The 24,980-nt window shown below is 64.3% G+C and carries 20 protein-coding genes and 1 tRNA gene; 7 read left to right on the top strand and 14 right to left on the bottom strand.

The features are described 5' to 3' along the window. Positions 1 to 222: 222 nt before the first annotated feature. Complete coding sequence (locus tag YU9_RS0115425; RefSeq protein WP_036017294.1) at positions 223 to 2,577, top strand: lytic transglycosylase domain-containing protein; 2,355 nt, start codon at positions 223 to 225, stop codon at positions 2,575 to 2,577. Between the two features lie 417 nt (positions 2,578 to 2,994). On the opposite strand, the gene YU9_RS0115420 is transcribed toward YU9_RS0115425, so the two are convergent. Continuing rightward, positions 2,995 to 4,566 carry a porin gene (locus tag YU9_RS0115420; RefSeq protein WP_027573652.1) on the bottom strand — a complete coding sequence of 524 codons (1,572 nt, stop codon included), beginning with the start codon at positions 4,564 to 4,566 and terminating at the stop codon, positions 2,995 to 2,997. An 836-nt stretch (positions 4,567 to 5,402) separates the two neighbouring features. On the opposite strand from YU9_RS0115420, the gene YU9_RS0115415 reads away from it, so the two are divergent. Continuing rightward, positions 5,403 to 5,495, top strand: a tRNA-Ser gene (locus YU9_RS0115415). A gap of 442 nt (positions 5,496 to 5,937) precedes the next feature. Here YU9_RS0115415 and YU9_RS0115410 read toward each other — a convergent pair. From YU9_RS0115410 to YU9_RS0115360, 8 genes are all read right to left on the bottom strand, one after another. Then, the gene (locus YU9_RS0115410) at positions 5,938 to 6,204 is read right to left on the bottom strand and encodes a hypothetical protein (protein WP_027573651.1); all 267 of its coding nucleotides are present in this window, start codon (positions 6,202 to 6,204) and stop codon (positions 5,938 to 5,940) included. Between the two features lie 1,512 nt (positions 6,205 to 7,716). Continuing rightward, complete coding sequence (gatB, locus tag YU9_RS0115390; protein WP_027573649.1) at positions 7,717 to 9,195, bottom strand: Asp-tRNA(Asn)/Glu-tRNA(Gln) amidotransferase subunit GatB; 1,479 nt, start codon at positions 9,193 to 9,195, stop codon at positions 7,717 to 7,719. After that, positions 9,192 to 9,494, bottom strand: a complete 303-nt coding sequence (locus YU9_RS0115385) for a hypothetical protein (RefSeq protein ID WP_027573648.1) — start codon at positions 9,492 to 9,494, stop codon at positions 9,192 to 9,194. Before YU9_RS0115385 ends, gatB begins: the two co-directional genes overlap by 4 nt. Next, the gene (gene gatA / locus YU9_RS0115380; protein WP_027573647.1) at positions 9,485 to 10,960 is read right to left on the bottom strand and encodes an Asp-tRNA(Asn)/Glu-tRNA(Gln) amidotransferase subunit GatA; all 1,476 of its coding nucleotides are present in this window, start codon (positions 10,958 to 10,960) and stop codon (positions 9,485 to 9,487) included. Before gatA ends, YU9_RS0115385 begins: the two co-directional genes overlap by 10 nt. Beyond that, positions 10,957 to 11,169: a hypothetical protein gene (locus YU9_RS0115375; RefSeq protein ID WP_027573646.1), complete on the bottom strand. Its 213-nt coding sequence runs from the start codon at positions 11,167 to 11,169 to the stop codon at positions 10,957 to 10,959. The genes gatA and YU9_RS0115375 overlap by 4 nt, the downstream gene beginning before the upstream one ends. 79 nt (positions 11,170 to 11,248) lie before the next feature. Continuing rightward, the gene (gatC, locus tag YU9_RS0115370; protein WP_027573645.1) at positions 11,249 to 11,536 is read right to left on the bottom strand and encodes an Asp-tRNA(Asn)/Glu-tRNA(Gln) amidotransferase subunit GatC; all 288 of its coding nucleotides are present in this window, start codon (positions 11,534 to 11,536) and stop codon (positions 11,249 to 11,251) included. A 77-nt stretch (positions 11,537 to 11,613) separates the two neighbouring features. After that, positions 11,614 to 12,690 (bottom strand): nitronate monooxygenase family protein, encoded by a 1,077-nt coding sequence (locus tag YU9_RS0115365; protein ID WP_027573644.1) that lies wholly within the window; start codon positions 12,688 to 12,690, stop codon positions 11,614 to 11,616. 189 nt (positions 12,691 to 12,879) lie between these two features. Beyond that, positions 12,880 to 13,857 (bottom strand): nitronate monooxygenase family protein, encoded by a 978-nt coding sequence (locus YU9_RS0115360; RefSeq protein ID WP_027573643.1) that lies wholly within the window; start codon positions 13,855 to 13,857, stop codon positions 12,880 to 12,882. A gap of 97 nt (positions 13,858 to 13,954) precedes the next feature. Between YU9_RS0115360 and YU9_RS0115355 the strand changes: the two genes are divergently transcribed. Beyond that, entirely contained in the window at positions 13,955 to 14,845 is an 891-nt protein-coding gene (locus YU9_RS0115355; protein ID WP_027573642.1) for a LysR family transcriptional regulator, read from the top strand. Between the two features lie 188 nt (positions 14,846 to 15,033). Further along, on the top strand, positions 15,034 to 15,969 hold the full coding sequence (locus tag YU9_RS0115350; protein WP_027573641.1) for a cyclase family protein: 936 nt from the start codon (positions 15,034 to 15,036) through the stop codon (positions 15,967 to 15,969). 330 nt (positions 15,970 to 16,299) lie between these two features. Here the strand turns inward: YU9_RS0115350 and YU9_RS44610 are convergent, their stop codons facing one another. After that, on the bottom strand, positions 16,300 to 18,528 hold the full coding sequence (locus YU9_RS44610) for a DNA/RNA non-specific endonuclease (protein ID WP_051380398.1): 2,229 nt from the start codon (positions 18,526 to 18,528) through the stop codon (positions 16,300 to 16,302). A gap of 145 nt (positions 18,529 to 18,673) precedes the next feature. Then, positions 18,674 to 18,901, bottom strand: coding sequence for a hypothetical protein (locus YU9_RS0115340; RefSeq protein ID WP_027573640.1), 228 nt, complete (start codon positions 18,899 to 18,901; stop codon positions 18,674 to 18,676). Between the two features lie 46 nt (positions 18,902 to 18,947). Between YU9_RS0115340 and ruvX the strand changes: the two genes are divergently transcribed. Both ruvX and YU9_RS0115330 read left to right on the top strand, forming a co-directional pair. After that, positions 18,948 to 19,439, top strand: coding sequence for a Holliday junction resolvase RuvX (gene ruvX / locus YU9_RS0115335; protein WP_027573639.1), 492 nt, complete (start codon positions 18,948 to 18,950; stop codon positions 19,437 to 19,439). A 3-nt stretch (positions 19,440 to 19,442) separates the two neighbouring features. Continuing rightward, positions 19,443 to 20,366 carry an AEC family transporter gene (locus YU9_RS0115330; RefSeq protein WP_027573638.1) on the top strand — a complete coding sequence of 308 codons (924 nt, stop codon included), beginning with the start codon at positions 19,443 to 19,445 and terminating at the stop codon, positions 20,364 to 20,366. Positions 20,367 to 20,500: 134 nt separating this feature from the next. Here the strand turns inward: YU9_RS0115330 and YU9_RS0115325 are convergent, their stop codons facing one another. From YU9_RS0115325 to YU9_RS0115315, 3 genes are all read right to left on the bottom strand, one after another. Beyond that, complete coding sequence (locus YU9_RS0115325) at positions 20,501 to 21,271, bottom strand: CPBP family intramembrane glutamic endopeptidase (protein ID WP_027573637.1); 771 nt, start codon at positions 21,269 to 21,271, stop codon at positions 20,501 to 20,503. Positions 21,272 to 21,409: 138 nt separating this feature from the next. Further along, the gene (locus tag YU9_RS0115320) at positions 21,410 to 23,053 is read right to left on the bottom strand and encodes an acyl-CoA dehydrogenase family protein (RefSeq protein ID WP_027573636.1); all 1,644 of its coding nucleotides are present in this window, start codon (positions 23,051 to 23,053) and stop codon (positions 21,410 to 21,412) included. Between the two features lie 21 nt (positions 23,054 to 23,074). After that, positions 23,075 to 23,833, bottom strand: a complete 759-nt coding sequence (locus tag YU9_RS0115315; protein WP_027573635.1) for a M15 family metallopeptidase — start codon at positions 23,831 to 23,833, stop codon at positions 23,075 to 23,077. 198 nt (positions 23,834 to 24,031) lie between these two features. Between YU9_RS0115315 and YU9_RS0115310 the strand changes: the two genes are divergently transcribed. Further along, positions 24,032 to 24,979 (top strand): aspartate carbamoyltransferase catalytic subunit, encoded by a 948-nt coding sequence (locus tag YU9_RS0115310; protein WP_027573634.1) that lies wholly within the window; start codon positions 24,032 to 24,034, stop codon positions 24,977 to 24,979. Position 24,980 lies beyond the last annotated feature (1 nt).

Here is a 24,980-nt window from a genome sequence, read left to right as displayed (position 1 = left end):
ATCCCGCCGGTAAAAGGCCCGCTTCGGTGCGGGGCTGCGTTTAGGCCGCGATTTTGCCGCGGTGCTGGTGCAAATCGGCCTGAGGTAAGCGGCTGTTGATATTTTTCTCCGCATATTCAATCAAATTCAGTCTTGAGCCACTTCACTGATTCGGGGCGACAAAACGCCGTGACCTCCTTTGCTCGTGCCGCATGGCGATCCCTAGGTCTGGCCGTGTGCCTGATGGCAGGGCTGTCGGTGGGCTGCGCCGCCCTCGCCAAGTCCAATGAGACGGCCGCGGAGACCAAGGATACCGCGAAGCCAGCCGCCAAGGGCGCCCCGAAGCCAACCACCAAGGACGCCGCAAAGGGAACCGGCAAGGACGCCGCGAAGGGCACGAGCAAAGGCGCCCCCAGCGCTCCGGCCAAGGATGCCGCGAAGAAGCCTGCCAAGGATGCCGCTGGCAAGGAACCCGCGAAGGACAAGCCGAAGCCCGCGGCAGCGATCCCCGCGCCAAAATCGCAATCCACGGCGTCCCCCAAGTCAGCACCCGCGCCGGCCGTGACCGCCACGGTCAAACCCAACGCACCGGCCGCTGCCAGACCGGTCGCCGCTCCCGTGCTGGCGCCTGCGACCCGCCAGCATGCAGCCCCGCGCAAGCCGGTCATCCCGGCCGCGCTCGCTGCGACATCGTCGACGTCGCAAGCCGACAAGGACACGCTGGAGAGCGTCATCGAGCTCGTGCGCAAGCGCAAGGCCGGTGACGCCACCAATGTCGCGGCTGGCATCTCGGATCCCGTCGCGCGAAAGCTCGCCGAATGGATCATCCTGCGCAGCGAGGACAACGGCGCGACCGTCGAACGCTATCGCGCCTTTCTCTCCGCCAATCCGAGCTGGCCGTCGCAGACCTTCCTGCGCCGGCGCCTCGAGGCCGCGATGTGGGACGACAGGCGCGACGATTCGGTCGCGTGGTCGTGGTTCGAGAACGAGTCTCCGATCTCCGCCAAGGGCCGCTTCACCCTCGCCAAGGCGATGCTGGCGCGCGGTGACCGCTCCAATGCCGAGCGGCTGGTGCGTGAGGCCTGGCGCAGTGATCCGATGTCGGAGGACACCGAGAACAACGCACTCGACCAGTTCGGCGCCCTGCTGACGCCGGGCGATCAGAAGGCGCGGATGGACACCCTGCTCTACGGCAGCGAGACCGAGGCGGCGCTGCGCGCCGCAAAGCGCCTCGGCGCCGGCTATGTCGCCCTCGCCAAGGCGCGCATCGCCGCGGTCAAGAAGGCGCCAAACGCGCGGGCGCTGCTCGATGCGGTACCGCGCGAGCTGCACAGCGATCCCGGCTTCATCTTTAGCAAGATCCAGCTCTTGCGCCGCGAGGAGAAGTTCGCCGAGGCCGCCCAGCTGATGCTGTCCGCCCCCAAAGATACGGGGCGCCTCCACAATCTCGACGAATGGTGGATCGAGCGGCGCCTGCTGGCGCGCAAGATGATCGACACCGAGGAATTCCGCAGCGCCTATCTGATCGCGCGCGACGCCGCCCTGCCTTCGCGCGACATCTACAAGACCGAGCAGGAGTTCACCGCCGGGTGGATCGCGCTGCGCTTCCTCAACGACCCCGCGACCGCCGCCCAGCATTTTGCCCGCATCGGCGTCGGCAGCGTCAACCCGACCACGCTGGCGCGCGCCGGCTATTGGCAGGGCCGCGCCGCGGAAGCGATGGGCCGCCAGCAGGAGGCGCGCAACGCCTATGCCCGCGCAGCCGAGCAGTCGACCAGCTATTACGGCCAGCTCGCGCGCGCAAAGCTCAGCCTGCCGCAGATCGAGCTCAACAGCCAGCCGCGCGGGCGCGGCGCCGAGCGGCTCGAGATCGTGCGCGCCGCGCAACTGCTCTACGAGCTCGACGAGCGCGAGCTCGCGGTGCCCATGCTCGCCGACATGGGCGAGAACGGCGATCCCGAGGCGCTTGCCGGCCTCGGCGAGCTCACCCAGCGCTACAGCGATGCGCGCGGCATGTTGCTGGTCGGCAAGGCCGCGCTCAACCGCGGCCTGCCGTTCGACTTCTACGCCTACCCCATCAATGGCATTCCGCACTTCACGCCGATTGGCCCCGAGGTCGAGCGCAGCATCGTCTACGCCATTGCCCGGCAGGAGAGCGCGTTCAATCCGTCGGTGGTCTCGCCGGCCCAGGCATACGGGCTGATGCAGGTGACGCCGGATGCCGCTCGCTATGTCTGCAAGCGCCACGGCGCGACCTACGATCTCGGGCGGCTGAAGAACGATTCGGTCTACAACGCCACGCTCGGCTCGGCCGAGCTCGGCGGACTGCTCGAGGATTATCGCGGCTCCTACATCATGACCTTCGCCGCCTACAATGCCGGCCGCGGCAGCGTGAAGAAGTGGGTCGAACGTTACGGCGATCCCCGCGACCCCAAGGTGGACGCGGTCGATTGGGTCGAGCTGATTCCATTCTCCGAGACGCGCAACTACGTGCAGCGGATCATGGAGAACCTGCAAGTCTACCGCGCTCGCTTCGGCGGCGGCACCCGCCTGCAGATCGAAGCCGATCTGCGCCGCGGCGCCGGAAGCGTCGAATAGCAGCACACGCCAGGTAAGGTTGCGGCGGAGGTGCCGTCGGGCCTGAAGGCGCCGCGCGCGACACGATCGCCCCATCCCGATTCAACGAGGCGGCCCCACCTACTCCGTTATTGCGGGATGTATTGCGGGATGCGTGCGAAGCATGAAGGGCCAGGAACCCATCGGGCCGCACGCTCTGTGGCGGAATGGATTCCGGGCTCGCCCTTCGGGCATCCCGGAATGACGATCGGAGTCTGCGGACAGCGCCCACACCTACTCCGCCATTTCCGGGATGCGCGTGAAGACCGCGGCAACAACCCAAGACCCCCGCCGCGGCCAGGTCGGTCAGCGCCATCGCGTCGTCAACAAGCGCACATGACAAAGAAAGAACCCCGGCGGTTTCCCGCCGGGGTTCTCATTCAGGTCGTTAGACCGAACTTACCAGTTGCGCTGAGCGCGGAGGAGCAGGGTGATGGTGTCCTGATCCTTCAGCTCGTAGAGCGCGGTCGGCTTGGCGGTCACGCCGGAGGGGGTAACACCAACCGTACCGGTGTACTTCTGGTCAACGCGGGTCCAGGCGAGGTCAGCCGAGAACGTCAGGTTCTTGACCGGCGTCCAGCGAGTGATGATACCCGCCGAGTACACGGAGAAGTCCGGGTTGCAACCCGTCACACCGGCCACAGCCGCCCCCGTGACGAACACGCCACCGACGCCGCAGATCGTGGTCTTAGCCAGGGTACCGAACTGGGCCTGAGCGTAGGCACCGTAGATCGAGGTGTTCCAGTACGGATCCCAGTTGTGGGTGTACGCACCACGGAAGCCCCAGGTCTTGACGGTTTCCTGCGAGCTGCCGGTCACGAACACCGTGTCCGGAGCGTTGGCGAAACCGACGCTCTGGTAGGCGATGCCCGAGCTGCCGAACATCGAGTAGCTGCTGCCCGCGAGGTTCTGGAAGTTGTAGCGGGTCGCACCGTCGGTATAGACGCCCTGGACGTTGATCGTGTCACCCGCGCCGGTCGGGATGTTCTTGATCGACAGAGCGAGCTGAACCGCCCAACCCCACTTGTCGTCGGGGTGGCCAGTGGGCTCGGTCGCGCCGTAGTAGGCAACGTGGTTGTCCTTCGCAGCAACCGACGCCTGGAACAGACCCCAAGCCTGGTCGACGCGAATCTGACCGACGAGGTTCGGCGAACGCGAACCGCCGATGGCGTTGGAGCCATACGAACCACCAACAATGCCAGCCACCGAAGCGCCGCTCATGTTGAGGTTGCCGGCCTGCATGTAAGCAGTCGGGTCTTCAGCCGAGAACGACGCCGTGATGCCCTGACCGAAGTCAGCAGTGTAGCTGAACTGGGTGATACCAGTGACCGTGCCGCTGCCGCCGACGAGACCGTCGTAGTTGTTGCCGGGATAGTTGGTCCAGGGCGCGTCGAACTGCGACACGGCCTTACCCATCGTGAAGCCGGCGAACTGGATGAAGGCGTAGTACACGCCGAGCGAACCGCCCGAGGTACCGCCGTCAGTCGGGTTGATCGTCGAACCAACGAGCGCCGGAGTGGCACCGGAGGTGTTGAGGCCCAGCGCGGCGCTGTAGACCGTCGAGCCGGTCGCACTGCCGCTGCCGGAATAGTTGCCGGTCGTCCAGGAGAACACGCCGTCGAAGAAGGTACGGACGACGCCGTACTCGGTCGCGGTGCGCGTGTCGATGTTGAGATCTTCACGAGCGCGCATCGTGTAGTAGTTCGTCAGACGGTTGCGCGCACCGTTGTTCGTGGTGAACTGGCCGTTGTAGTCCGAGTTCGTGTTCAGCGCGACTTCAGCGCGCAGATAACCACCCAGCTTGATGCAAGTGTCAGTGCCCGGGATGTAGTAGAATCCAGCACCGTACAGGGAGCAGATCTTCACGTATTCGACCGCCTTGGCCTTCACGGGGAGATCGGCTGCCTGCGCTCCGCCCACGGCGATCAGACCCGCCGCTGAGCCGAGCAAAAGGCTCTTAACCAACTTCATGTTAAACCTCCAAGTTGCTCTTCAGGGAAGGTCACTGACCGGACGGCCAATTCCCCAACCCCCTCTAAATCACCGCTTTGGGCCCCTTCGCGCCTTCGGACACACCCGCATGAACGCGAGGGACTTAAGCGAACGACCTAAACGGGACGACCTCGGGATGCCCCCCTCCGTCGCTTAGTCACAATTACCGAACGTCCTTGCACACACAACAACAGAACGCTTCGAAACGGGCCGATGAAGCGTGTTTTCCGACGGGTGTTGCACAAATAACACGCAGATGTGATCAAACCGCCCTCGCAACATATTGTTTACATTGACGTTTTTAGAGTGGTTCCATTTGCCATCAAAGTTCCCCACATGAGGCGCCGCAGCCGAGATCTCAGCCCGGAGCCGCTTTGACGCGCTCGAATCGTGGAATCAGAAAGGAGACTCAACGTGCAGGCATCAATCGCCTCCGCGCCTCCAGCCTGACGCAAGCCCGGTCACTGCGACGCCTCAGGGGGCGCGGCAAGCACTCTTAATGGAGGCGGGGATGATTGGGACGGACCGGCAGCCGAGCGAGCCAAGACGCAGGGATCCCGACTTTCCATCAGCCCCTCTCGCGTAGCATTGAATTTCCTAGCAAATTCGGCTTCCGACACGAGCAAGGATGTCCTTCTACGCGGATCATCCCCGCGTCATGTGCCAGATGTTCCAGCCTTGGATCTGCTCTCGCAGCGCCACACTCTCGCCCGAGAACAAACCCGTTTGCTTCGAAAATCACTGGGAATATTCGAGCGAAAACACACGCTTCCAAATTGACCGCCCCAAGTAATTAGAGGCATAAGGCTCGCACCGGAGAGGTGGCCGAGTGGCTGAAGGCAACGCTTTGCTAAAGCGTCATACGGTCTCAAGCTGTATCGAGGGTTCGAATCCCTCCCTCTCCGCCACCCAGCAGCGGAATCAATCAAGCTCTCTGCGTTCTTTCGCCTGAAAGCGATCGTGACGCCGGCGCGAAAGCCTGGCGCAAGGATGAACGCGGCGGGCCCAGCTCGATTCGCATGCTCCTTATATATGTGTGCACGCACCTAGATACTGGATCGCCATATCCGCCAATACGACGGCGATATCAGCACAGCCTCGTCGGCCCAAACATTGAACCAGGCGCCGCCCTTGCGCCGGTATGGAAACGACCAGGGCAAAATTCCCATCTTGTGCAGACGCCCGAGTTCCAGATCGCACTCATCGGGAGCGATCTGAATCGGTAGCCATCGTCCATTCGTGTCTTGGCCGCCCCTGCCGTCGGGTCTTATGCGGCGGCACAGCGCGGAAACTTGATTCAGCGCAACCGGGCCCACCCGTGCAAATGCGGGGCCAGACGCGCCTCTCATCTCAGTGCGCGGTGACCCAGGCCCTCGCCTCGCGCTGCGCGACCGAGATCTCGGCATCCGACATCTGCCCGGCGACTTCCTGGCGCAGCGCTACGGCGTCCTTGCGGCCCTTCAACGCGGCGAGGTTGAACCATTTGTGCGCGGCGACGAGATCGACGATCCCGGAGCGGCCGCTCGCCCAATAGATCCCGCGCTCGAACAGCACGTCCGACAGCGCGCTCGCGTCGACCGGCGTTGCCGTCTCCAGATCGAAAGTACCCTGAAACATCACGCATCCCCTTTATTCTTATGCCGTCTCGTTCCCCCGAGCGCGGCTCCCGTCCAACTGCGACTTGCATGATCCCTTTCTGGGACCGTGCGCTGTTCAACTCATCCCCCATGCCGTTTGCCGGCTTGTTGGAGGCGATGATGGCGGGCAAATTTGAATGGCAGTTTAAGTATCGCGATGAAGCAGACGTAAACGCGAGCGCGCGGCATGAGCGCGCAGAATTCGAAAAGTCCCTGGTTCGCAGGCACTTCTGCGATTCGTCAGATTCTGTTTACCCCGGGATTTTGGGACATCGATAACCATCGCGCGCGGACGGATGCGCGGCGTGGCGTATCGCGAGCGGCTTATCGTCGTCACCTGCGCAGGTGACCCAGTATTCCGACAGACAGTAGTCATCCCCCGAGAAGCCGCGGCGTACTGGATCGTCCGGTCGAAGCCGGGCGATGACACCGCGAATGGGGATACTGCGTGCGAGCAATGGAATCAGGGCCGCAGCCCTCGCCTGCTCCAAGGCAGAACACCGACGTCAGTGCGCCGACGTCGCGGTCAGATCAGCAATGTCGGGGGGAAAGGGATGCCGGCAATGCCCCGGCTTCAAGAGAACGAGGGCGTCGGCGAACACGTCAGGACCAGATTTCACATTGGCCCGAAGGCCTCTCGTGAAATTGCGGAGCCCCCAAGAAAGAGAACCGCACCGAACGAAGAAAACTCGTTTCTTCTGCCGGACCGCAAAAGAGAACGGTCCGACCGTTGACCTGATGTCTCGCCGACACCCTCTATCGTCGACCAGAACCTCTAGGAGGCGCTGATGACGAGCCGGCTATCGGGAGCCGGCAACTTCAGAAGCGAAGTTACTTCTTCTTCTTCGCGACCTTGCGGGTCTTCTTCGCAGTCTTCTTCACTGCGCTCTTCGCCTTCTTCGCCTTCTTCGCTTTCTTGGCCATGTTGCCCTCCGATGTGTGAGATGGCTTTAATCGCTGCGTGCACTCGGGGATCGAATGCACTTCATCCCGAATACACCAACACGAAGAAAAAAACAGCTTCTCGCTTAAAGAAGTGTTGACGCAGCAAGGCGTGTGCGCTTGGCGAGCACGACGCAGGCGCTTCGCGTGGCGTGCGGTTGCGATCGCGCAGAGTGATCGCATCGTCGATGTTCGCGAACGACGCGATTGCACAAAAACACTATGCAGCAAGTATTTTTTCGCACGCGCGCATCGCGTGCGATCAACGCGATGATGCGCATCGACAATCGCGCGATCGCCTCGCGAAAGCGTTTCGCGGACTCTGAGTCGCGAGTTTTGGCAACGAAAATATTTTCATGCTTAACGGCGCGAGCGCTCGTCGGAGCGTGCGCAAGGCGCCGTTTTGGGCGAATCGCGCGGCGGCGATTCGGTCGCCGCCTCGCTGTCGATCGGGATGAAGTTTGCCGTTCGAGGATGCGCGCGAGCGTCGCACCGAGAGCCGAAAGCGAGGCGACGAAACGTGTCCGTCACCTCGTTCGAACGCGTGACGCTAGACGCCGAGCTTGGACTTGAGCAGGTCGTTGACGCTCTGCGGGTTGGCCTTGCCGCCGGACGCCTTCATCACCTGGCCGACGAACCAGCCGAGCGACTGCGGCTTGTCCTTGACCTGCGCCGCCTTGTCGGGATTGGCCGCGATGATGTCGTCGACCACCTTCTCGATCGCCGAGAGGTCGGTCACCTGCTTCATGCCGCGGCTTTCCACCAGCGCGCGGGGATCGCCGCCCTCCTGCCAGACGATCTCGAACAGGTCCTTGGCGATCTTGCCGGAGATCGTGCCCTCGCCGATCAGGTCGATGATCGCAGCCAGCTGCCCGGCATTGACCGGAGAAGCCGTAATATCCCGGCCTTCCTTGTTGAGACGGCCGAACAGCTCGTTGATCACCCAGTTCGCCGCCATCTTGCCGTCGCGGGCACGGTTGGCGAGCTTGTCGAGCACCGTCTCGTAGAACACCGCGCTCTCGCGCTCGGCGACGAGCACGCTCGCATCATAGGCCGACAGGCCGAAATCGGCGACGAAGCGCGTCTTCTTCTGGTCCGGCAGCTCCGGCAGCTTCGCTTTCAGCTCCTCGACGAATTCCTGGCTGAACTCCAGCGGCAACAGGTCGGGATCGGGGAAGTAGCGATAGTCGTGAGCCTCTTCCTTCGACCGCATCGAGCGCGTCTCGCCCTTGTTGGGATCATAGAGCCGCGTCTCCTGATCGATCTCGCCGCCATCCTCGAGGATCTCGATCTGGCGTCGCGCCTCGTACTCGATCGCCTGGCCGATGAAGTTGATCGAGTTCATGTTCTTGATCTCGCAGCGGGTGCCGAGCGGCCCGCCGGGCTTGCGCACCGAGACGTTGACGTCAGCGCGCAGAGATCCCTTCTCCATGTCGCCGTCGCAGGTGCCGAGATAGCGCAGGATCGAGCGCAGCTTGGTCACGTAGGCCTTGGCCTGCTCGGCATCGCGGATGTCGGGTTTTGACACGATCTCCATCAGCGCGACGCCGCAACGGTTGAGGTCGACGTTGGACATGGTCGGCGACCGGTCGTGCAGCAACTTGCCGGCATCCTGCTCCAGATGCAGCCGCTCGATGCCGATCGTGACGCTGCGGCCGCCGTCGAGCTCGACCAGCACCTCGCCCTCGCCCACCACCGGCGATTTGTACTGGCTGATCTGGTAGCCCTGCGGCGAGTCCGGATAGAAATAGTTCTTGCGGTCGAACACCGAGCGCAGATTGATCTTGGCGTTGAGACCGAGTCCCGTCCGGACAGCCTGCCTGACGCATTCCTCGTTGATCACAGGCAGCATGCCCGGCATTGCGGCGTCGACCAGCGACACGTGGCTGTTCGGCTCGCCGCCGAATGCAGTCGAAGCGCCCGAGAACAGCTTCGCATTCGACGTCACCTGGGCATGGATCTCCATGCCGATGACCATCTCCCAATCGCCGGTGGCGCCTTTGAGAAGCTTGTGCGATGCCGTGCTCATGTCGTGCTCCCGAGCAGCGTGGCAGCGATCCGCTCCCACTCCGCTTCCAATGAATCCTTTGCCGTCGGCTGGCCGGCCTGGCGATACCAGTAGCCGGCATTGCCGAGATCGCCTTCGACGCGGTGCAAGTATGCGTGCACCCAGGCCGCCTCGCGGCTGCTCTCGTCCTGGACGATCTTGTGCGCGCGGTCCCAGTCGCCCCTCGCCGCCCACCAGAGGCCGGCCAGCGGCGCGCTCAGCTCCGGCGCGGGCGCCGCGCCGTCGAGGCTCGCGATGAAATCAGCGACATTCACCACCACCTCGCGGGCGTGAAGCGGCCGGCGGCCTGCTCGATCACCTCGCCGAGCGAGAACAGCGTCTCCTCGTCGAAGGGCCGTCCGATCAGTTGCAGGCCGAGCGGCAGGCCCTGCGCGTCCTTGCCGGCGGGCACGGCGATGCCGGGCAGGCCCGCCATGTTCACGGTGACCGTGAAGATGTCGTTGAGGTACATCTCGACCGGATCGGCTCCGCCCTTCTCGCCGATGCCGAAAGCAGCCGAGGGCGTCGCCGGCGTCAGGATCGCATCGACGCCTCTCGCGAAACAGTCCTCGAAATCCCTCTTGATCAGCGTGCGCACCTTTTGCGCGCGCAGATAATAGGCGTCGTAATAGCCGGCCGAAAGCACATAGGTACCGATCATGACACGGCGCTTCACCTCCGCGCCAAAGCCCTCGGCGCGGGTGTTCTCGTAGAGCTCGATGATGTTCTTAGCCGACTCGCGCAGGCCGTAGCGCACGCCGTCATAGCGCGCGAGGTTGGAGGAGGCCTCGGCCGGCGCCACGATGTAGTAGGCCGGCAGCGCATATTTCGTGTGCGGCAGCGACACCTCGACCAGCTCGGCGCCGGCGCTCCTGAGCCAGTCGGCGCCCGATTGCCAAAGCTTCTCGATCTCCGCAGGCATGCCGTCGAGGCGGTACTCCCGGGGAATGCCGATCTTCATACCCTTCACCGACTTGCCGATCGCAGCCTCGTAATCCGGCACCGGGATGTCGACCGAGGTCGTGTCCTTCGGGTCATGGCCCGCCATCGAGCGCAGCAGCATCGCGGCATCGCGCACGCTGCGCGCGATCGGACCGGCCTGGTCGAGCGAGGAGGCGAAAGCGACGATGCCCCAGCGCGAGCAGCGGCCATAGGTCGGCTTGATGCCGACGGTTGCGGTGAACGCCGCCGGCTGGCGGATCGAGCCGCCGGTATCGGTTGCGGTGGCGCCCATGCACAGCAGCGCCGCCACGGCCGAGGCCGAGCCGCCGGACGAGCCGCCCGGCACCAGTGTGGTGTTGCTGTCGTCGCGCCGCCAGGGATTGCCGACGGGCCCGAAGCACGAGGTCTCGTTCGACGAGCCCATCGCGAACTCGTCATTGTTGAGCTTGCCGAGCATCACCGCGCCGTCGCGCCAGAGCTGCGACGTGACAGTCGACTCATAAGTCGGCACGAAAGTGCCGAGGATTTTTGAGCACGCCGTGGTGCGCACGCCCTTGGTCGCGAACAGATCCTTGATGCCGAGCGGGATGCCGGCGAGCGGGCCGGCATCGCCCTTGGCGATCCTGACGTCGGCCTCGCGCGCCATCGTGCGCGCCTGGTCGGGCGTCTCCATCACAAAGGCATTGAGCACGCGCGCGGCCTCGATCGCGCTCAGATGCGCGTCGGTCAGCTCGAGCGACGTGAAAGTTTTTGCCGCGAGACCCTTGCGGGCCTCGGCGAGCGTCAGCGATGTCAAATCGGTCATTTATTGATCGGGCTGCAGAAGAACGGAGACAGGGTCTTGTCGTTGGCCGGGTCGTCTTTTTTGGCAGCGGCTTTCGCGGCAGCCTCGATCTCGTCGAGCACGGCATTGACGGCGACATCGGGATCGGCGGCCTTGCCCTGCCGCTCCATCTTGTCGAGGTAATTCATGTAGGCCTGATAGGCCTTCTCATCGTCGCATAGCAGGCACATCGGACAGCGTCCTAAGACTCTTTACTTTGACGCGTTTTCTTCACGCGAACCGGCTTCCACTTCGCTCGAAAACGCTATGCTACTCGACGACCTTCGGCACCAGGAAGAAGTGACCTTCGGTCGCGGGCGCGTTGGCAACGATATCGTCGGCGATCTCGCCGTCATTGACCACGTCCTGCCGCTTCTTCATCTGCGTCGGGGTCACCGAGGTCATCGGCTCCACGCCCTCGACATTGACCTCCGAGAGCTGCTCGACAAAGGCGAGCATGGCATTGAGCTCGCCCTGCAGATGCGGAACCTCGTCCTCGGAAACCGCAATGCGCGCCAGATGCGCGATGCGGCGGACGGTAGCGGCGTCGACGGACATTATATAAGGCCTCTCACGGCAAATCCTACGTGCCGTATAGCAGAGGCCGGTTTTGCGCCGCAACCGGCGCTTCCCACCTATCCGGCCAGCGCCTTCAGGCGGGCCAGCGCCGATTTGGCGAGATCGCGGGTCAATTCGGCCGCAGGGACCTCACGGCCCAGGGCAATCGCCTGTCCCGCCCAAAGATTGGTGAAATCCACCCTGCCCTGCTTTTCGGCAGCGGCCTTCAGCGGCCCCAGCGCGGTCGCGGCATGGGGAAAGGGAGGCGCATCCGGCGAGACCGGCCCCGCCTCGCGCATCAGGCGGTTCTGCACGCCGCGCGCCGGCCGGCCGGTCATGACATTGGTGATGACGGTGGACTCGTCGTCCGCCTCGGCGAGTGCCTTGCGGCCTCCCGGCGCGACCTTGGATTCCGGACAGCGCAAGTAGGCGCTGCCGATCTGCACGCCGGAGGCACCGAGCGCGAAGGCCGCGGCAATGCCGCGCCCGTCCGCAATGCCGCCACATGCGATCACCGGTACCTTCACGGCATCGGCGACCTGCGGCACGAGCGCGAAGGTGCCGGGCTGCTCGGCGATTTTGTCGGTCAGGAACATGCCGCGATGGCCGCCCGCCTCGGCGCCCTGCGCGATCACCGCGTCGACGCCGCGCTCTTCCAGCCAGACCGCTTCCTTCACCGTCGTCGCGGAGGAAATGATGAGGCAGCAGGCCGCCTTGACGCGCCTCAGCAGCGTTTGCTCCGGCAGGCCGAAATGGAAGCTGACGACTTCCGGCTTCAGCTCCTCGACGACCTCGCAGAACGCCGCATCGAATGGCGCGCGGTTCGCAGCAGTGATCGGCGCTGAGGGATCGAGACCATGCTCGGTGTAATAGCCCGCGAGCCGCTGCTTCCAGCGCGCATCGGCTTCCGTCGTGAGCTCGACCGGCGTGTGGCAGAAGAAGTTCATGTTGACCGGCGCCTTCACGCGCTGGCGGATGAGACCAACCTGCTCGCGCGCCTTCTCCGCCGAGATCATCGCACACGGCAGCGAGCCCAGCGCTCCGCCTTGCGCAGCCGCAATCACCAGCTCCGCATCCATCACGCCCGCCATCGGCGCCAGCACGATCGGGAATTCGGTCTTGAAGAGATCGATCAGTCGACGGTCAGGCCACATGGTTTGTTCTCTCTCGTTGGTCCTTACCCTCCCCTGGAGGGGGAGGGTCGATCGCGCGTAGCGCGAGCGGGGTGGGGTGACGGTCTCTCCGCAGAGAAATTGCTCGTGTGGAGAGATCACCCACCCCGCTAGGCATTCCGCTTCGCTACATGCGTAGCGACCCTCCCCCTCCAGGGGAGGGTAAAAAGTCTACGCCGCTGTCACCGAATTTCTCCGCCCGGCAAGCAACTGCTCGGCCTCAACCACAATCCGCTCGACGATCTCCGCCGCGGGTGGAATATCATGGATCAGCCCGACCGCCTCGCCCGCGATCACGGCCGCGACATCGAAATTGCCGGCGGCCTTTGCCGCCGCATACTCGGCCGCGACCGCGGCGACATTCTGCATCAGCTCGACCTCGCGCCCGATCCAGAGCCGCGCGTGGTCGTTGACAAGGCACCGTCCCGTGAACGGCGCCGGCCAGACATTGTTGCGGGACAGATCGAAGATGATGCCGCGCAGCGTCGAACCACTGTTCGCCGCGCAGATGCGCCGCTTGGCCTCCTCCGCGCCGTCGGCCTCCTGGCTCGCATAGAAACGCGTGCCGAGCAGCACGCCGCTCGCGCCGAGCATCATCATGGCGGCGAGCCCGCGCCCGTCGGCGATTCCGCCGGCCGCCACCACGGGAACGCGCCCCGCGGCGAGATCGACGATGGCAGGCACGAGATCGATCGTGGAGCGCGAAGCACCATGACCACCCGCCTCCGTCCCTTGCGCGATCAGGATGTCGGCGCCGGCATCGAGCGCCTGTAGCGCCATCGCCTCGTCCTGCACCTGGCAGATCAGGCGCGCGCCGGCAGACTTGATCTTTGGCGCGAACGGCGCGGGATCGCCGAACGACAGCATGATCGCGGATGGTTTTGCGCCGAGCGCCACGTCGAGAAGCTCGGGCTTTCTCGCGAGGCTCCATGTGATGAAGCCGATCCCGAACGATGCACGCAGACCAGCGAGCTTCGCCGTTTCCTGCTCCAGCCACGCCCGCTCGCCATAGCCGCCGCCGAGAATGCCGAAGCCGCCGGCGCGGCTCACGGCCGAGACCAGCCGGCTGCCGGCAATGACATCCATCGGCGCCAGCAGGATCGGATGCTTGATCTCCAGCAGCGTGGTCAGCGGCGTCACAATCGGCATGGCTCCTCCCCGATCTGGACAGCGAGACTAGGCGCGGCTAGCATTCTCGAAAAATGAATTGTTACGAACGCTGCCATCTCAGAAGCGGAACGACGCCATGGAACTCAGCGACCTCAAGACCTTCGCCGCCGTTGCCCGCACCGGCGGCATCACCCGCGCCGCCGAAGAGCTCAACACCGTGCAATCGAACGTCACCCAGCGTGTGAAGGCATTGGAGGCGGAGATCGGCACGCCGCTGTTCGAGCGCCACAGCCGTGGCATGACGCTGACCGGCGCTGGCAAGCGCCTCCTCCCCTACGCGCAAAAGATGGCGGCGCTGTCGCGCGAAGCCTTGCTCGCCGCGCGCGACGATGGCGAACCGAAAGGACCGCTCGCGATCGGCTCGATGGAGACAACGGCAGCCGTGCGATTGCCGCCGCTGCTCGCCGATTTCCACCGCCGCTTCCCGGCCGTGCGCCTCTCCCTGCGCACCGCAACCACGGCCGACCTCGTCGCCGGCGTGCTCGAACGCACGCTCGACGGTGCCTTCGTCGCAGGCCCGATCGCACATGCCGATCTTACCGCGACCAGTGCCTTCCGCGAGGAGCTTGTGCTGGTCAGCGCACGACGCTGGGCTTCGCTCGCCGAGCTGCGCGCCGGCACGCCGGAGTCAGGCCCGACCGCACTGGTTTTCCGCACCGGCTGCACCTACCGTCAGCGGCTAGAGCAGGTGTTCGTCGAGTTCGGCTGGCCGTCGGCCGCACGCTTCGAGCTCGGCACGCTCGACGGCATGATCGGCTGCGTCGCTGCCGATATGGGCGTGACGCTGCTGCCGCGCGCCGTCGTGGAGCGCAGTGCGATGAACGGCAGTGTCTCCATCCACACGCTCAGCCCGTCGCATGCCCGCGCGGAGACGCTTTTCATCCAGCGCAGCGCCGGACATCAATATAGCGCGCTTCAAGGCTTTGTCGCGTGCCTGAAGAAGGACGAGGACGTCATCGCGGCCTGACGCGACGCAAACGTTCCACGTCACGAAATTCGTCACAAATCTATCGCGTTTGAATTGATCCGCGCTGCGTTCTGCCATCGCAGCGCAGCACTTCGAAAAGCTTTGAAGCCCGCGCTCCTTCTACGTTAGGATGAGCGACTGGCCAGCGCGAAACCATAGACGAAGCCAAAACATCGGGAGGATTATCGATGCGCAATACGCTCGTGTTGTGCTGTGTCGCCGCGTTGTCGGCGATTTCAGGAACTGCAAGCGCACAGGACTGGACCAAATCGAAATGGGGGCCGAACGATGAGATCGGTGCCGCCAATTACATGACGCCCGAGCTGGTGGTGAAGGCGGCGTCGCTGGTGAAGACCGGTAAGACCTATGCCCTTGGCATTCCCGTCACGCCGCAGACGCCCGCTTATCCGCCGCGCACCTTCAAGCTCACCATCGTGCAGCCCGGACAGGCCGGCAGCCCGGGTCTCGGTCCGAACAAGGCCACCTATAACGACGACATCCTCGACACCTGGGTCGGCATCGGCAGCCAACTCGACGGGCTCGGCCATCTCGGCGTCGAGCACGTCTATTATAACGGCAACAAGCTCGCCGATTTCGCCGATCCCAACGGGCTGAAGAAGCTCGGCATCGAGAAGGTGCCACCCATGGTCACGCGCGGCGTGCTGCTCGACATGGCCGCCTATTTCAAGACCGACGTGGTGAAGGAAGGCACCGCCTTCAACGTCAAGGAGATCGAGGAAGCCGCCAAGCAGCAGAACGTCGAGATCCGCCAGGGCGACGTCGTCATCTTCCACACCGGCTGGCTCAGCCTGATCGGCAAAGACGACAAGCGTTACTCGGCCGGCGAACCAGGTCTCGGCGTCGAAGGTGCGAAGTACTTGACCGGCAAGGGCGTCGTCGCAGTCGGTGCCGACACCTGGGGTCTCGAGGTGCTGCCGTTCGAAGGCAAGACCGTGTTCGAGGTGCACCAGATCCTGCTCGCGATGAACGGGACCTACATCCTCGAAAACATGGACACCGCCGCGCTCGCCAGAGACAAGGGCTACGAATTCCTGTTCGTGCTGGGACAGCCGCGCTGGACCGGCGGCGTGCAAGCGATGATCAACCCGATCGCGATCCGCTGACCCCTGCTCGGAGGAAGCCGGGTGAGGTCTTGCAGTATGCCGATAAGAACGCGCTGCTGCCCTCACCCGGATGCCGCGCCGTGCCGCTACTCTGCAGGACCATCGCATATGGCGTTGTGGAGCGGCCTGAGCGCCCGCCTCGTCCTTCGAGACGACCCGCTCCGCGGGTCTCCTCAGGATGAGGCTCGTCGGCATCGGCGTTCGTTGAAGCCGCCGCCGCGCACTCCGTCCTCATCCTGAGGAGCTCGCCGCAGGCGAGCGTCTCGAAGGATGGAGCAGGGCAATCACTCTCAAACGCGATTGCACTGCCCTGCTCCGTGAGGCAAAGTCCTAGATCCGAATATCCTCATAGGATTCGATCCGCCGCGGGCCGACCGAGGTCGCCTCATGCGAGTCTGCGTCGGCGAGATTGCCGAAGTCGAGCTTGGTCAATTTCGCGAGGTCCGCGGCCGAGACCTGGAAGACGCTGACGTCCTCCTCGGACATCCGCTCGAGCAGATCCGCCTCCTGGATGCGGTCGATCTCCATGACCTGCTTTCGCTGGCTCATCAGGAATGCCGCCGCCTTGAGCGCGTCGTCATCCTCGTTGCGGCGGATCAGGATCTTCCAGAAATATTTCGGGATTTGAACGCCGCCGAAGCTCGGATCCTTGTGCGGCCGGCCGGCCGGATTGGGCAGATCGGATCCGTCGGCATCCGGTCCGTCGAACACCGGACCGTTCATGACGATGCCCTTCTCCTCGCCTTCGAGCAGGACATCGCGCGTGTAATCTTCCAATCCCGCCCAGAGCTGCTTGCCCTGATTGAACGAGAAGAATTGCGGCGAGCAATTGGTGAAATGGAAGGAATCGTCGCCATGCTGCTTGGCCGCGGCGACGGTGTCGCCCCAGGTCGCATCGAGGCGGCGCACGAGATGACCGCGGTCGAACGGATTCTTGCTGCGGTCGGCCTCGAAAGTGGCCTGCTTTCGGTAGAACTCATCACCGATCTGGGCATCGTCGTCGATGCGCGGATCGCGCAGCCAGGAATCGCCTTCCCGCTTGCCGACGTCCTGCTGCTCGCCGCCGTCGATATTGACACAACTGAAGAAGGCGAGCTTGCGCGCCTTGTTCATGACGACGCTGTAGTTGAAATATTTCAGCTCGGACTGCTTGGAGCTTCCCTTCAGCATCGCGATGTGGGACCTGAGGGCGGCCGGGATCTTCGGCAAGGGCACTGCGAACTTGCCGGTGCCCAGGAAATTCGCCTTGTATCCGGGACGCGATTTCAGCGTGCTCTGATCGATATGCACGGCCTCCATGGGCAGGCCGTTCTTCGCACTGATGTGAGGCAAGAGGCCCGCCGGTGGGGCGATCAAGGGCTTGCTGCCGTTCTGCATCCCGCCGTTCGGTGCTCGTCCGTTACCTCCCGCCGGTCCCGGCACGGGCGGGAGCGGAGGCATCGGAATTTCCGTCCTGAACATCGGCAATGGCACGCGGATCGGAACGACGAGCGAGGTCCCGTCAAGGGATTGCTCGACCCAGGCGTTGGCACCGAAAGCAGGCGGCGCGGAGGCCGGCGGCCGGACTTTCGCGACCTCGTCCCGGACCGGCGGTTCCTCCTCGTCGAGCACCGGCCTGATCAAGGGATGAGATCCAACCGCAACCTTGAGATCGGCGACGATCGCACTGATCCGGATGCCTTCGTTGGCGATCCAGTCGATCGAGGATTCGTCCATCGACGGCTTCCACACCTTGCCGTCCTTGGTCAGGGTGCGGCCCTGCCCATCCTTCCGGGGAACGCCACTGTGGTGCAGCGCGACCACCTGCCAAAAGCGGTTGAACGCCGGCGACCCTGACGACCCGGCGGTCGTATCGGTGTTGTACCAGAGGAAGTCGCCGACATATTTGAGCATCTTGTTCTCGCGGACGCAGACCTGCTTCATCTGCCCGCTGGGATGCTGGATGATGGTGAGATACTCGCCCGGGTCTGCCTTGCCGGGCGCGCCGCTCAGCGGCAGCCATCCCCAATCCTCGAGCTCCTCGTGGCCTGACAGCGAGGTCGGCGCCACGGCAACGATCGAGAAATCCAGCCTGTCGTTGGTGTAGAAGAATTTGCCCGGCTCGAATCCGAATCGCACCGGCACACGCTCCTGTCCCGAAACGTCCAATTCGTAATTGAAATCGGCGATCGAATTGGCTGCGTCGGCCGGCCTGCCGAAGACATGATGGTTCGTCAGCAGCAGGCCGGGGCCGATCAGAAAGCCCGAGCCATAGCCGAGCAGATTCGACTTGAGGTCCCTGAGCTGAATGCGGCAGACCGAGCGCGAGGCGGCCGTCCCCTTGGCGAGATAATTGATGCTGTCGAGATCATTGCCCTGGAGGATCCGCTCCAGGCCGATCTCGGCCGCTTGCACGTCCTGCGTCTCGGCCAGGAGCTGGCGCTGGCGCTGGCGTATCTTTTCAGCGGTCAGCTCGATCGGGCCGTCACCCAATTTTCGGTTCAAGGCATCGGGTGAGAACTCGGCTTGCTTGAATCGCCTTTCTGAGCCCGCGATCAGGCTTGGCTTGATAAGCATCATGACCTCTCAAATAACTGGGCGAATATTGGACGTGGTCGGCGCCTGAAAATCTGCGCCAAGGTTGCAGCGCGGTTCGGACCGCCGGTCGCTGCCGATCGTTCTGAGATTTGCCACAAATGATCGTTGCATTCGTGCGCTATCATTCTCACGCGCCTCTTCCCATCGCCTTCAGGTGCCACCGCCGCAGCGCCACGACGAACCAGATCGCCTCGACCAGGCCGAATGGCCAGGCGCCCTGAAGGAAACCGTAGGCCGAGCCGAGCGCGCAGGATGCGGCGAACATCAGCACGAACCAGTGGCTGCGATCCTCCAGGGCGTAAGTGACCAGCCTCGCCGTGACGGCGAACAGGCCGAATAATGTCAGCGCATCCATGTTCCGGGTTCACTCCGCAGCGTGACGCGTGATATGCGCTAACACCATGCCGGCTCTTATCCTGCCTCTCGTCGAAGCTGCAACCCACTGGCCCCCGCGTGGCGCGCTGGTCGGACTCGATCTCGGCACCAAGACCATCGGCGTCGCCGTGTCCGATCCAGACCGGCGGCTCGCAACCGGCGTCGAGACCATCTCCCGCAAGGCGTTCAAGCAGGACGCCGCCCGTCTTCTAGCGATCGCGGCCGAGCGCAAGGCGGCCGGCTTCGTGCTCGGCCTGCCCATCAACATGGACGGCAGCGAGGGCCCGCGCGCGCAATCCACCCGCGCCTTCGCGCGCAACCTTGCCGGCCTGACCGCGCTTCCCATCGGTCTCTGGGACGAGCGCCTCTCGACCGCGGCGGTCGAGCGCGAGCTGATCGGCATGGACGTCAGCCGTGCCAAGCGCGCCGAGGTGATCGACGAGCATGCCGCGATCTTCATCCTGCAAGGCGCGCTCGACCGCCTCGCCAATCTTCGCGCCAGCCCGGGGATCGACTGATCCATGGCCGTCGTCGTCGCGGCGCTGCTGCCGGTCTTCATACTCATCGTGCTCGGCGTCGTGCTCAAGCGCAGCCTGATGCGGCTCGACACGCAATGGCACGGGCTTGAGCGGCTGACCTATTTCGTGCTTTTTCCGATGCTGCTGATCCAGACGCTGGTGAAGGCGGACCTCTCCAAGGTGCCGGTCGCCGGCGTCGGCGGCGCGCTGCTGCTGTCGGCGCTCGCGATGTCGCTGCTGTGCCTCGCGCTGCGCCCCGCCCTTTCGCGGCTCGGTATCGACGGCCCTGCCTTCACCTCGATCTTCCAGGGCGCGACGCGCTGGCAGACCTTCGTCGGGCTGTCGGTGGCCGCCAACATGTTCGGCGACATCGGGCTGGCGCTCGCCTCAGTGGCGATGGTCGCGATCATTCCTCTGGTCAACGTGTTCAGCGTCGCGGTGCTTGCCCATTACGCATCGCCCGAGAAGCAATCCGGCCCTGCCATCGTCATGACCTTGGTGCGCAATCCTCTAATTTGGGCCTGCGCGATCGGCCTCTTCATCAATGTCACCCACCTGCCGCTGCCAAAGCTCTGGCATGAGGTTGCCGACGCGCTCAGCCGTTCCTCGCTCGCCATCGGCCTGCTGGTCACCGGCGCGGGGCTGCATCTGGAAGGCCTGCTGCGTCCGAGCGCTGCCGCTGCGATCGGCGTCGCCTTCAAGCTGGTGCTGATGCCAACACTCGCCCTCGCGCTTGCCGTCTGGTTCGGCCTGTCGGGCGAGAGCCTGGCGATCGTTGCGATCTGCTCGGCGGTGCCGACCTCGTCGAGCGCCTATGTCCTCGCCCGCCAGATGGGCGGCGATGCGCCGCTGCTGGCGCAGATCATCACGCTGCAGACGATGCTGGCGGCGATCACGATGCCGGTGGCGATCGCGCTGGCGGCTTAGACCTCGTCATTGCGCGCGGACCTCTTTTACCTCGTCATTGCGAGGAGCCCTTGCGACGAAGCAATCCAGACCGCGCCACGCGGAAAGACGCTGGATTGCTTCGCTTCGCTCGCAATGACGGAGTGTGAGGCTTCTCAGCTTCCCACCCACATCGTCAGCACCACCGCGGTCAGATTGTTCAGCGCATGGAGCGCGATGGTGAGCCAGAGCGAGCCGGAGCGATAGCGCATGTAGCCGAACCACAGGCCGATGGTGAAGACTTCGGCAAGGAAGTAGATGTCGTATTGCAGGTGCACGATCGTCCAGACCAGCGACGACAGCAGGATCGCGCCTGATGCGCGCAGGAAGCTCGCCGACCAGCCGCGATAGAGGAAGCCGCGGGCCAGAACCTCTTCCGACATCGGCGCGGCCACGCTGAAGGCGAACAGAAGCAACAGCGCGGCGCCCTTGTCGCGGCCCGATTTCAGCAGATCGGTCATGAAGCCCGGCGTCGCCTCACGGCCGAGTGCGCGCGACATCGTCTCCCAGACCAGCACGATCAGGATGAGGCCGACGGCGCCGAACAGCAGCTGCTTCCAGGACGGCCAATGCAGCGCGAGATAATCGATAAAGGAGGCCTTCTTGATGCGGATGGCGAGCCAGACCGCAAGAAGCGTCGCCGGCAGGCCCATGATGACCGAAAGCGCGAGCGTCTGGGGCTCATGGCCGACGAGCTGGAGCGAGGCGAGGTCCATGGGAAGACCACGGAGCGCCGCCAGCAGAACGACGGCGCCGATCTGCCCGACGAACATCGCGACGAAGATGAAGAGGCCCCACAGCGCCGTGCCCCAGAACTTCCAGACACGTGGCACGTGCTCCGCTGGCGTCATGACGAGAGGCGGATGGTCGGGATTGAGGATGTCCATCAGAAGGCTTTCGTTAGAACTTCACCGTCATTCCGGGGCGATGCGCAGCATCGAACTATGGTGCGTAATTGCGCACCTGAGAATCTCGAGATTCCGGGTTCGGTCCTTCGGACCGCCCCGGAATGACGTGATAAACACTCACGGCAGCGCCCGCTCCAGCAGCGCGCGCACGTCGCCGCTGTCGAGTTCGACCGCGCCATACATGCTGGCATGGTTGGTCGCGAGGCGTGTCGCGGCGAACAGATCGGCGTGACGCGGCGACACGCCGTTGAGCGCGGCAGCCGCGGCGAGCAGCGCAAGCTTCTCGACGGCAAGCCGCGCGACGCGCTCGCCGTCGGCGCGGCGAAAAGTCTTGCCGATGAAGGTGACCGCCTCACCGGCCCCCGGCAGGCCCTTCGTTTCGGCCGCAAGCGCTTGCAGCACCGCCATCGCCGGCTCCGGCTCGCGCGAGAGCGCACGGAGCACGTCGAGGCACATCACGTTGCCCGAACCTTCCCAGATCGCATTGACCGGCGACTCGCGGTAGTGGCGCGCCAAAATGCCGTCCTCGACATAGCCGTTGCCACCGAGGCACTCCATCGCCTCGTAGAGGAACGGCGGCGCGCTCTTGCAGGTCCAGTATTTGATCGCGGGCGTGAGCAGCCGCATATAGGCTGCCTCCGCCGCATCGTGCGGCGTTCGGTCGAAGGCGCGGCACAGCCGCATCACGAGCGCTGTGCTCGGCTCGACATGCAGCGCCATGTCCGACAGCACGGCCTGCATCAACGGCTGGTCGGCCAGATGCTTCTGGAACACGCTGCGGTGCCGCGCATGATGCAGCGCATGCGCTAGGCCCGAGCGCATCAGGCCGACGGACGCAATCGCGCAATCCTGCCGCGTCAGCTGCACCATCTGGATGATGGTGCGGATGCCCTTGCCCTCCTCGCCGACCGCTTGTGCATAGGCGCCAACGAACTCGACCTCGGACGAGGCATTGGAGCGGTTGCCGAGCTTGTCCTTCAGCCGCTGGAACTGGATGGCGTTCACCGAACCATCCGGTGCAAAGCGCGGCATGAAGAAACAGGTCAACCCGCCATCCGCCTGCGCCAGCACCAGGAACGCATCGCACATCGGCGCCGACATGAACCATTTATGGCCAGTGATGCGATAGCCGTCCCCGTCGCGCACCGCGCGCGTCATGTTGGCGCGCACGTCGGTGCCGCCCTGCTTCTCGGTCATGCCCATGCCGAGCGTCATGCCGCGCTTTTCCCACCACGGCGCGAAGCTGGGATCATAGCTCCAGGTCGACAGCACCGGCATCACGCGCGCGAGCAGGTCGGGCTGCATCGCCAGCGCACCGACGGAGGCGCGCGTCATCGTGATGGGGCAGAGGTGGCCGGTCTCGACTTGCGCGGCGATATAGAATTTCGCGGCCCGAATGACTTCGGCGGCATCGCCAGCAGGCTTTCCATCCGCCGTCCACGTCGAATTGTGTACGCCCGCGTGGGCACTATGCGCCATCAGCTCGTGATACGAGGGGTGAAACTCGACCTGGTCGCGCCGGTTGCCTTTGGCATCGAAGGTGCGCAGCTTCGGGGTGTTCTCGTTCGCGAGGCGCCCGCGATCGGCCATCGCGGCAGAGCCCCAGTGCCTGCCGAATTCCGACAGCTCGCGCTCCGCCGCCGCGCCACCATTAGCCTTGACCGCCTCGACCAGCGGCCGGTCCGTGGCGAACAGGTCGACATCCTCGAACGGCGGCGACTGGTTGAAGACCTCGTGTGTCGCAAAGCTCGGCTGGGTCATGGGTGCTTCCTCGGATCGGACTTAGTTCCGCCGTGGCTGGATCTGGAAATCATAGGCCGCCCCACCCGCCCCCGGCAGGGAAAAATGCCACCACTCCTTCGAATAGTTCACAAAGCCTTGCCTGGCCATCGCGGCCACCAGCCGCTTGCGCCAGGCGCGCTGCTCCGGATTGATTGCGGTTGCGGCGGTATGCCCCTTCACATCGGTACAGTCGTAGCCGGTGCCCATGTCGACGCTGCCCTCCGGGGCCCGCGCCTCGACCGACGCCGTGCAATCGGCATAGCTCTTCGACCGATCATATTTGGCGGAATTATCGGCCTTGAGATCGACCAAAGTGAGATCGAGCGCTGCACCCGTGGAATGCTGCGACCGGCTCGCAATGTAGCCGAGGCGGAACAGCTCGGTCTTCGGGATCTTCGGGTTGTAGCGCCGCTCGGCTGCCGTCTCATGACCGTTCTGCGACCACCTCACCATGTCGAGCGAGGCCCGCGCCGGCCGGTAGCAGTCGAACATCTTTAGCGACAAATTTTGCGCCGCCAGTTCCTCCTGCACCACCTTCAGCCGCAGCCCCACCTCGCGCTTCACCACGCATTCGCCGGCGCCGTAGCCGGCAAGCGGCCGGCCGACGAAATTGTTCGATGTGGCGTAGCGGATGTCCTGGATGATGCTGGCATCGATGTCGCGCAAGTACACGAAGCCGCCGGGGAGAGATTGGGCGTGGGCGGAGGAGATTGAGCTGATTGCTACAAGTGCGATCAAGATTGACTTGATGGAGCGCATCTAAGCTTCCCTGTCATTCCGGGGCGGCTCGAAGAGCCGAACCCGGAATCTCGAGATTCTCGGGTGCGCAAGGGCGCACCCCCAAGTTCGATGCTTCGCATCGCCCCGGAATGACAGCAAGACAGATCAGGGGATAACTCACTTCCTCGCCTTTGCCCCTTGCTCCCCCCGCCATCCGCGCCTATAGCTCTGGCTTTAATGACATCGAAATCGACCTTCGTCCTCGGCCACCGGCATTTGCTGGGCATCGAGGGCCTTTCCGCGGCCGACATCAGCGGCCTCCTCGACCTGTCCGAAGAATATGTCGAGCTCAACCGCCAGGTTGACAAGAAGCGCACCGTCCTGCGGGGACGGACGCAGGTGAACCTTTTCTTCGAGGCCTCCACCCGGACCCAGTCCTCGTTCGAACTCGCAGGCAAACGGCTCGGCGCCGACGTCATGAACATGTCGGTGTCCTCGTCCTCGATCCGCAAGGGCGAGACCCTGATCGACACCGCGGTGACGCTGAACGCGATGCACCCGGACATCCTGGTGGTGCGCCATCACGCCTCGGGCGCGGTGGAACTGCTGGCGCGCAAGGTTGACGGTTCCGTGATCAATGCCGGCGACGGCGCGCATGAGCATCCGACCCAGGCGCTGCTGGATGCGCTCACCATCCGCCGCAACAAAGGGCGGATCGAGGGCCTCGTGGTCGCGATCTGCGGCGACGTGCTGCATTCGCGCGTCGCCCGCTCCAACATCATCCTGCTGAACACTATGGGCGCCCGCGTCCGCGTCGTCGGCCCCTCCACGCTCTTGCCCCCCGGCATCGAGCGGATGGGCGTCGAGGTCGCGCGCGACATGCGCGAGGGTCTCGAGGGCGCCGACATCGTCATGATGCTGCGGCTGCAGCGCGAGCGCATGAACGGCTCCTTCGTGCCCTCGTCATCGGAATATTTCCACTATTTCGGGCTCGACCAGAAGAAGCTCGCCTACGCCAAGCCGGATGCCCTCGTGATGCATCCAGGTCCCATGAACCGCGGCGTGGAGATCGACTCGATCGTGGCCGACGGCGCGCAGTCCCTGATCCGCGAACAGGTGGAGATGGGCGTCGCCGTGCGCATGGCCGTGCTGGACGCGCTCGCCCGCAACCTGCCGAACGCGTGAT

The sequence above is a fragment of the Bradyrhizobium sp. WSM1743 genome, from assembly GCF_000473065.1.
Lineage (GTDB): Bacteria > Pseudomonadota > Alphaproteobacteria > Rhizobiales > Xanthobacteraceae > Bradyrhizobium.
This window is presented reverse-complemented; position numbering and strand designations above follow the sequence as displayed.

What these genes read in the sequence shown, in the direction of transcription:
- YU9_RS0115320 (WP_027573636.1), bottom strand. Translation starts at nt 23,053, where the DNA reads ATGACCCAGCCGAGCTTTGCGACACACGAGGTCTTCAACCAGTCGCCG.
- YU9_RS0115365 (WP_027573644.1), bottom strand. Translation starts at nt 12,690, where the DNA reads ATGTGGCCTGACCGTCGACTGATCGATCTCTTCAAGACCGAATTCCCG.
- gatC (WP_027573645.1), bottom strand. Translation starts at nt 11,536, where the DNA reads ATGTCCGTCGACGCCGCTACCGTCCGCCGCATCGCGCATCTGGCGCGC.
- YU9_RS0115325 (WP_027573637.1), bottom strand. Translation starts at nt 21,271, where the DNA reads ATGGACATCCTCAATCCCGACCATCCGCCTCTCGTCATGACGCCAGCG.
- YU9_RS0115310 (WP_027573634.1), top strand. Translation starts at nt 24,032, where the DNA reads ATGACATCGAAATCGACCTTCGTCCTCGGCCACCGGCATTTGCTGGGC.
- YU9_RS0115350 (WP_027573641.1), top strand. Translation starts at nt 15,034, where the DNA reads ATGCGCAATACGCTCGTGTTGTGCTGTGTCGCCGCGTTGTCGGCGATT.
- YU9_RS0115410 (WP_027573651.1), bottom strand. Translation starts at nt 6,204, where the DNA reads ATGTTTCAGGGTACTTTCGATCTGGAGACGGCAACGCCGGTCGACGCG.
- YU9_RS0115360 (WP_027573643.1), bottom strand. Translation starts at nt 13,857, where the DNA reads ATGCCGATTGTGACGCCGCTGACCACGCTGCTGGAGATCAAGCATCCG.
- gatA (WP_027573647.1), bottom strand. Translation starts at nt 10,960, where the DNA reads ATGACCGATTTGACATCGCTGACGCTCGCCGAGGCCCGCAAGGGTCTC.
- YU9_RS0115375 (WP_027573646.1), bottom strand. Translation starts at nt 11,169, where the DNA reads ATGTGCCTGCTATGCGACGATGAGAAGGCCTATCAGGCCTACATGAAT.
- YU9_RS0115420 (WP_027573652.1), bottom strand. Translation starts at nt 4,566, where the DNA reads ATGAAGTTGGTTAAGAGCCTTTTGCTCGGCTCAGCGGCGGGTCTGATC.
- YU9_RS0115425 (WP_036017294.1), top strand. Translation starts at nt 223, where the DNA reads ATGGCAGGGCTGTCGGTGGGCTGCGCCGCCCTCGCCAAGTCCAATGAG.
- YU9_RS0115340 (WP_027573640.1), bottom strand. Translation starts at nt 18,901, where the DNA reads ATGGATGCGCTGACATTATTCGGCCTGTTCGCCGTCACGGCGAGGCTG.
- YU9_RS0115330 (WP_027573638.1), top strand. Translation starts at nt 19,443, where the DNA reads ATGGCCGTCGTCGTCGCGGCGCTGCTGCCGGTCTTCATACTCATCGTG.
- YU9_RS0115315 (WP_027573635.1), bottom strand. Translation starts at nt 23,833, where the DNA reads ATGCGCTCCATCAAGTCAATCTTGATCGCACTTGTAGCAATCAGCTCA.
- YU9_RS44610 (WP_051380398.1), bottom strand. Translation starts at nt 18,528, where the DNA reads ATGATGCTTATCAAGCCAAGCCTGATCGCGGGCTCAGAAAGGCGATTC.
- gatB (WP_027573649.1), bottom strand. Translation starts at nt 9,195, where the DNA reads ATGAGCACGGCATCGCACAAGCTTCTCAAAGGCGCCACCGGCGATTGG.
- ruvX (WP_027573639.1), top strand. Translation starts at nt 18,948, where the DNA reads ATGCCGGCTCTTATCCTGCCTCTCGTCGAAGCTGCAACCCACTGGCCC.
- YU9_RS0115355 (WP_027573642.1), top strand. Translation starts at nt 13,955, where the DNA reads ATGGAACTCAGCGACCTCAAGACCTTCGCCGCCGTTGCCCGCACCGGC.